A 7938-nucleotide genomic window follows, 5' to 3' on the forward strand; every position below is an offset into this window, starting at 1 on the left:
ATATGGAACACGCAAGACGTGGTGGCGCGCGCGGGCGGGCAGGCAGTCGCCTCGCGCACGGGCCATGCGTTTCTCAAGCAGGCGCTACGCGAAACCGGTGCGGTTTACGGCGGCGAGATGTCGGCGCACCATTATTTTCGCGATTTCATGTGTTGCGATAGCGGCATGATCCCTTGGTTGTTGGTGGTCGAACTGATCGGCCGCAAGGGGGCACCACTGGCCGATCTGCTGGCCGCGCGCCGCGCCGCCTTTCCTTCATCAGGCGAGATCAACTTTCGCGTTGCCGATACTACCGCCGCTATTGCCCGCGTCGATGCCGCCCTCGCGCCAGAGGCGTTGGGCCGCGATGCGCTCGACGGGCTTAGCCTTGCCTTCGCGGACTGGCGCTTCAATCTGCGCGCCTCGAATACCGAGCCGCTGTTGCGGCTGAACGTCGAGGCGCGGCGCGATGCGGGGCTAGTGCGGGCCGCGGTGTCGCGGATTACCGATCTGATCAGCTGAAGCCGCCGCGAGATCGCGCTCGGATCGCCGCACCGGGCTTTGGGTCAGACGGGCGCGCAACCTTTGCAGCGACCGGCCTCTGTCCGCACTTCGCCCTGACATCACTGTGCCTCGAATACCATCTCAGGTATGATCACCTCCCATGCATCGCGCCTGAGCGTGTGATGATAGGCGTCATCCCCATCTTCTTTGCGCCAGCGAAGAATTGCGGCGATTTCCCCACGGAGGAATCTCGTATTGGCGGGAGGTGCAAAGCTCTTTGCCATTCGCCCAAGAGTGCGGCCGTGTGAATCCTTCATCAACCAGCGGTCTTGCTCGCGGACCAAGCTCAAAGGATCGCCGACCCGTGCATCGGCAATAGCGCCCAGTGCGGGGTGGTTCGCACCCTGCCGACCGGCGAACGAAAGATCGACCATGCGCGCCTCGGCCGATTGGAAATACCGCCTCGGGCCAAGAAAAGCGCCAAGATCGGGCCTTACAAACCGATTGATGATCGCCGGCGATTGGGTCGGCAGATATTCGTGGTTGTCGTTGCTCATTACGATCAAGTTTCGCCGTGCTCGGGTCATCGCCACATAGAACAGCCGCCGGGGCGCGTCTTGATCTTCGTTACGAGAGGGGCGCTCCCAGCCCCCGTCGAGGATCACCACGTCGTCAAACTCCAGCCCCTTGGCGCGGTGCGCGGTCAAAAGTTTCAGACCACGCTGCTCGCCCCAGGCATCACGGGCCCATTCCGCAAACCATTCAATTGCGTCTGCTGCAGGAAGGCTTCGCCCGTCGACTTCACGCGCGAGCACGCCCAATCCCTCACCAATGCGATCGGTCCAGCGCGAGCTTGGAATCGCGTTCAGTTTCACAATCAGATCGGCGATCGAGACCATACGGCAATGGTCCTCGCGCAGTGCATCGATGAACATTTGCATTTCACGCATGCGCCAGAGGCCGGGGAGCTGTTCATTGGCAAACTCGACTGGGATGCCGAGAGCCTCTGCAAAATCCCGCACCGGTGCCAGCTTTTGCCAGTCGCGAGAGATGATCGCCGCGCGCGACCAGGTCCAGTCGGGGATCAGGCGCGATAGGCGTAATAGCTCGTCAAGCGCCGCCATCGCCTGCGCGTCGCTTCCAGGCGGGCATTCCAGAATTTGCACGCGACCCTGGGCCACCGGATCAAGCGCCAGCATGTCGCCACCCGCAGGAGCTTTGCGTCGGGCCTGATCGACGGTGATGTCGTGCCCGATCTTCATTCGCGCGGCGGCCTGTTCGATGACCGCATTTGCTGCGGTGACAATGTGGCGTGCTGAGCGGTAGTTATCGGTGAGAAAAACGGGCTTGGCTGTGTAGTCCTCTTCGAATTGGCGGATGTGCCGGATCGAGGCTCCGGCGAAGGAATAGATGTTTTGGTCGTCGTCACCGACTGCAAAAAGGCTGATGCGCTGGTCCGGATCATCAAGGCTTCGGCCGGCAACCGCCGAGATTAGGGCATACTCTTCTGGGCCGACGTCCTGATACTCATCGACCAAAATCCAGCGGTAGCCCTTGATCAAGGTGTCGCGCAGTGCTTCTGCTGCGACCTTGTCCAAGCCATCGCCGCGAAGAAGCCGCACCGCGTCTATCAGCAGGCTGTCAAAATCTTGCCGCTCCGCCCCGGCGCCACCGGCAAAGCTCGCCCCCACCAGGCGCATAGCCAATGCATGGATCGTCAAAACCGTAACAAAGCGCGCCTCGTCGCCGATCAAGGTGCGCAACCGTTCACGGATTTGGGCGGCGGCGTGACGGTTGTAGGCGAGCACCAAAATGCCGTTTGGGTCTTCGCGTTTGATCTTCACGAGATAAGCGATGCGGTGTACCAAGACCCGGGTCTTGCCCGATCCAGGGCCCGCCAGCACAAGCACATTCGTCTCTTCGCGATCATCGCGCACGATTTGTTCTTGAGTAGTATTGGCGAGCGCATCGACGATGCTCGCCCAAGCTTGGCCTGTCGCTTGTCTGCGAAACTCGGTGCCACGACCCGGCATCCACCTGCGCATGAACGCGTCACGTTCGAGGACGAAGTAATCAGCAGCCAGCCGTTGGGCTTCCTCTATCTGCGCAAGGCCCTTTTCCGCATAGGCCGCCATGACATGGGTTTGGATCGTTTGCTCAGTGTAGTGCTCTTCGAGCGGGGTAAAGTTCTGAACGGTGAAGTTTCCGCCCTTGGGATCGAGATGGACGGTAATTGCCGGGCGAAACACCGACAAGCCTTTGCCAAGTGTGACGACCTGTTGCTCGTGAAGCCAAAGTAGTGCTCGGTCCATAAGCTTGTTTGGGTCGTTGACAGCACCTCGAAGCATGGCGTCGCCGTTGATTGCGGCAAGCAAGGCGCCCAAGGTGGTCTCAACCGCAATGTCCTTGCCGCGCACCGCTTTTGGCACCTTGCCGATAAGGTGCGAAAGGAGCCGCTCGGCACCCAGCTTTCGGATTTCTGCGGTCTGCTGGACGACCGACCACGAACGTTGCAAACGCACGAAAAGGCTTCCACGCGAGGCTTTGCGGATGTGCAGGTTGCCACGCCCGCCATCCATGTCGCGCCCGTCCTGTGCCATGCCACGAAGCAGGCCTTCGATAATATCCGGTCGGACCGAGGCGTGACCATTTTCGCGCGGCACCTGACAGGTCGCCGAAAGATTGAATGGTGTCGCCTCGCCGTTGTCGGCGTCGGGTGCCTCTGCTCGTAACTGTGCAATCAAGTCCGCTTCTAGCTGCGCTGCAGCCTCAAAACGCGCCCGCGACGCGTTCTCGACGCCGACATGCACGAAGATCGCGATATCGGTGTCATCGTTGGCAATCCCCAAGGCTTCCAGATCCGAGAGCGCCCTGCGCAGCGCTGGCGTTGGCAAGCCACTCGCGCCTGCCAGAACATCGGTCGAAATACCCTCTTGCGGGGGCGCGTTGATAATCTGCTGTACTATTTTCAGAAGCTGGAGCTGTCGCGTTTCTGTTATGTCGGTTCGCGCGAGGATTTTACGGACCTGCTCGATGTCGCGCACCAAGAGCGAGGCAGGAAATACCTGCACCCGGTTTTCTTCGCGCCGCAGGAGTTTTGCTTCTTCTAGCCAGGCCACGGCGGTCTTGACCCGCGTGTCGTCGGTTGCACTGTCACGTTGGAAATCGTGATCTTTCTCTTCCTTCACGATTTCGCCCGGGGTGGCGACGACTTCGCCGTTTTTACGTGTCCTGCTATCAAGTCGCCTGAGAGCCTTCAAAATCGCGCTGATTTCATGCCGAGCAAGCCGTGAGCGTGAGCTCAGGCTGAACTGGCGATCCACGTCTTCAATGTTGAACAGAAGCACACATTGCGCGGGGCCTCGATCGCGCCCTGCCCGGCCAGCTTCTTGCAGGTAGTTTTCGAGTGATCCTGGAACATCGCCGTGGACGACAAGGCGGATATCGGGCTTGTCGATCCCCATGCCGAAGGCATTCGTTGCCGCGATGACCCGCAACTCGCCCACCCTGAATGCTTCTTGAATTTCGCGCTTCTCCTCGGCGCTAAGACCCGCATGATAGCGGTCGGCGGCGAGACCCTGTTGCTTCAGAAATTGCGCCACCCGTTCGGTCGCGCTGCGCGTCGCACAGTAGACAACGGCCCCAGACGCTCCGGTTGCGGGCAAATCTGCCTCTAGGGCGCGCAGGATGTCGGCCATCTTGGTGGCGCGCTGGGTCGGGAGCACTTTGAAACTCAGGTTCGTGCGCGATGCACCCCCATCAAGCAGGCTCAAATTGAGCCCGAGACGCTCGCTGAAATGCCCGCGAATGTCCTGAACGACATCAGGTTTTGCGGTGGCGGTTAGGCAGAGAACCGGGGCGATCTCGTCGCCAGAGCTTTCCTTGATGAACCGGCTGACGTAGCGATAATCTGGGCGAAAATCGTGCCCCCATTTCGAGACGCAGTGCGCTTCATCCAAGACCCACAGCCCCACTTCACGCTGTGCAAGCATCGAGCGCACGGATGTGCTGCGCAGTTGTTCTGGCGAGATCAGAAGGATCGCGGCATCTCCCAGGCGCACCTTGTCCAGAGCATCATGACGCTCAGGTAGCGACAAAAGCCCGTTGACTGTCACCGCCGATGCGACCCCTGCCCGCGCGAGACCCTGCACTTGATCCGCCATAAGCGCCACGAGGGGAGAGATCACCACCGTGAGTGCCCCGGTCTTGTCGAACCGGGAAAGCGCGGGGATTTGATAGCAAATCGATTTTCCGGTGCCGGTGGGAAGGATTCCGAGCAAGCTCTCTCCTGCCATCGCACTTTCAACAATCCGCTCTTGCAGCGGGCGCCCGAACTCATCGATCGGTTCGGGGCGGAAACTCTCGAACCCGAACCACCGTCGCAAAGCTTGCTTTGGGTCATTGTTGGTACAGCAATAGTGGCACTCGGTATCACCGCAATTCGTATCGCGCAGATCCCGCACAATGCGCGCCGCGTCTCGAAACTGAGCGCGTACCCAGGGCGGCATGACCGAGTCGCCGCCCGCAACCGAAATCCACGACAGAGCGTAGGCCATGGGCCAGCTGAGGTGGGTGTCGTCAAGCCGCTCGAGCATGCGCTTGAGCATCGCGGCACATGCCTTTGCATCGAGCAGGCGAAGGATTGCGGCATGCGCCGCTTCTCTTGCGGGCTTTGCCGCGCCGCGGATAAGTGAGAATAGCTGATCGAACCCGCCGCTTTTCGGCATGCGGCAACAGAGGTAGTGGTAGGCCGTCAGCGCATCTGGCGACTGGGCGTGGAGGTTCAAGAAGGCATTTATCTGGCTCTCCAGCAGTTCAAACACCAGTCGGGCGTCAAATTCAGGATCATTCACCCGCCCGGTCTGAAGTCGCCCATCCTGATAGTGTTTGACAAGGTGGTGGTAGGGATTACGCGGAAAGGCCAGCGGGTTGAGCCACAGCGTATCGATGGGTGCCTCTGCCAGTGCGAGGAACCTCGGCGAGGCGGCAGCCAGATGCGGCAGATCATGGCACAATATATTGTGCCCAATGACATGATCGAAGCCTTTGCAGAACGATTCAAGCTTTGAGAATCCAGCCTCGACGTTGGCATTCACAACCAGGCTCGGCATCTCGGGGTCATGGACTACCGCCGCGAACGCAAAAATCTTCGCACTTCCGGGATCGACCTCGAGATCGACGGAAACCGAGCGGCGTAGAATATCGGACTGTTTTATGTTTGCGGCCGTATTCATTGTCGCATTGCCATATGCCCCTTCAAGCCTCTGAGGACACGTCTCTTTTGGGGGAGAATATGGCGCACTCCGGCACTCGAAGTCTAGGGGCGCTTTACCATTGCTATCGCAAAGGCATCGGCGATTGCAATCCCGCAAGCGTCTAAGTTGCAGGACTGCCCAATCCCGATCACCACCGAGCGCCAGTCGGGCTTTCGCAGTATCCAAAATAGGGATTGAAACTGTAGCCGACGGGGCAGTTGCCCATCATACTGTTTGCTTCCTTCTGCTGCCGTCTGAGCTCGGCATCGGAGATGTGATCCGGCACATCACCTTCATCCGCTATTCCGTCGATGATGGCGGCCGCGATCATTGCGACCAGTATGGTGGCCACGACAGCAGTTCCAGTGTCAACCTCTTGGTCGCGCAGCCATTTATTCGCGTCTTCATTGCCGCGCTCACCCGCCATGTGGGCCCAACCTGTCGCTGTTCCGCGGTTCTGCGGAACATGCTCGCCCGCCAAATAAAGACCGGCCATCTCCCATTGCGCATCCGCGTTCTCGCGCATTGCGGCCTGAAGTATCAACTTGACGGCTTCCTGAGATTTCTCGGGTGTATCCGCCAGTTTAAGCTTGCGCTGGCCTTCCATGAACAATGCTTCGGGGTGCGCTTGGGCAAGCGCCTTCGCAAGCCAAAGCTCGCCTGTAGCCGGATCATCGAGCTTCATGGTCGGATCCAGATAAAGGTAAGCCAGCGCCATTTGTGCAGCGGCCTTGCCCGCCTTCGCATCCGCAAGATAGGTTTCAGGCATGAAGTATTGCCGCCCCTTTTCGACATACCAAGCAACCACATCCGGGGGCAGACGGTTCTTGTCGCGCATGTTTTCAGCTTCCCACTTGATCTTGCGGGCCGCTAACGTAGCCTCCCCAATGTCCTGTGCGGGGCCTTCGGCCAAATAGGCGCGGATAAGACGATAGGTTGTTTCAGGCTCTGGGCCAGCCACAAATCTGCTGCCCGGCTTGCCTTTGAGCGGGCCATTGGCGGCCTGAAAACAAGCCAGCACAGCGGCCTGCGACTCGATATCCGCCAGCGCGACCCCGACGCCATTGCGATTGGGTTCTTCGGGGTCGGCCGCAAGTCTTTCGCAGTCTTCAGCAAAACCGGCAAAAGCTGGGGCGGTCAGTAATCCACTGATCGCCATGCAGACCACCGGCAGAAACCACTTCCGCGCCATCGGACTCCCCCCAGGCTGTCCTTGGTCAGACTTCAATGAATACCATGAAACTTGACACCCGAGAAGCATTCTCGACCGCACGTTCTTTAATTCGGTGGCTGAGCAAATTACCGACAGCTTCCGACCGCGGTTGAATGAAAGATCAGCTCCAAATCAGTAACTGTCATTGGTCCCGTCGCGGTTATGATAGCGGCAGTTGTGCTCGGGATGCCATTCAGGTCATTTTGAAACAGAGACCGGGCAGGCACTGTAACTTGGTTCAAGGGATCTTCCATGTCAGACCGCGAGCAATGGTCATCGCAAAGCGGCTTCATCCTCGCGACCATCGGATCGGCGGTTGGCCTTGGGAACATCTGGCGGTTCTCGTATGTCGCCGGCGAAAATGGCGGCGGTGCCTTTCTGGTTCTCTACCTCCTTTATGTCTTCGTCATTGGCCTGCCGCTGGTGATCGCAGAGCTTGCACTAGGCCGGCGGGCGCAAGGCGATGCAATCGCTGCGTTCGATGGGCCGGTTCCCGGATCGAGATGGCGATACGCCGGGGTTTTCGCGGGCGCAGGCGCGGTTCTGATCCTCAGCTATTACTCGGTGATCGCGGGTTGGGCGCTGAAGTATTTTACCGGAGCATCCATGGGGCATCTCTGGGAGGCGGCGTCAGAGGGCTACGGGCGCTACTTCCAAAGCTTCATCTCACAGACAGGTGAACCGGTAATCTGGCAAGGGGTAACGGTGATCGCCACCGCGCTTGTCGTTGCCGGCGGTGTCCGAGGTGGGATCGAGGCGCTGAACCGCTTTCTCATGCCGCTTCTGGCACTGATTGTCATCGGTCTCGCGGTCTTTGCAGTTACCTTGCCCGGCGCGCAGCGTGGAGCGGCCTTCTTGCTGACGCCGGACTGGTCAGCCTTGGTTCGCACCGAGGTCCACGCAGCAGCACTTGGCCAAGCGTTCTTTTCGCTCGGGGTCGGAATGGCCGTTTTCTTGACCTATGGCAGCTATATGCCGCGCAGTTTC

At 59.6% G+C, this 7938-nt stretch carries 3 protein-coding genes and 1 pseudogene; 2 read left to right on the forward strand and 2 right to left on the reverse strand.

Annotated elements, in window-relative coordinates; all coding sequences use genetic code 11:
• A pseudogene (locus ABY403_RS10840) lies at nucleotides 1-501 on the forward strand (phosphomannomutase); the annotation flags it as partial.
• Between the two features lie 101 nt (nucleotides 502-602).
• On the opposite strand, the gene ABY403_RS10845 reads toward ABY403_RS10840, so the two are convergent.
• Both ABY403_RS10845 and ABY403_RS10850 read right to left on the reverse strand, forming a co-directional pair.
• Complete coding sequence (locus ABY403_RS10845) at nucleotides 603-5717, reverse strand: RecQ family ATP-dependent DNA helicase (protein ID WP_372840825.1); 5115 nt, start codon at nucleotides 5715-5717, stop codon at nucleotides 603-605.
• 169 nt (nucleotides 5718-5886) lie between these two features.
• Nucleotides 5887-6897, reverse strand: coding sequence for a tetratricopeptide repeat protein (locus ABY403_RS10850; RefSeq protein WP_372840826.1), 1011 nt, complete (start codon nucleotides 6895-6897; stop codon nucleotides 5887-5889).
• 306 nt (nucleotides 6898-7203) lie between these two features.
• Here ABY403_RS10850 and ABY403_RS10855 point away from each other — a divergent pair.
• The coding region (locus ABY403_RS10855; RefSeq protein ID WP_372840827.1) for a sodium-dependent transporter at nucleotides 7204-7938 on the forward strand (735 nt) is incomplete at its 3' end.

The organism is Phaeovulum sp., from assembly GCF_041596715.1.
Classification (GTDB): domain Bacteria; phylum Pseudomonadota; class Alphaproteobacteria; order Rhodobacterales; family Rhodobacteraceae; genus UBA6213.

What these genes read in the sequence shown, in the direction of transcription:
- ABY403_RS10845 (WP_372840825.1), bottom strand. Translation starts at nt 5,717, where the DNA reads ATGAATACGGCCGCAAACATAAAACAGTCCGATATTCTACGCCGCTCG.
- ABY403_RS10850 (WP_372840826.1), bottom strand. Translation starts at nt 6,897, where the DNA reads ATGGCGATCAGTGGATTACTGACCGCCCCAGCTTTTGCCGGTTTTGCT.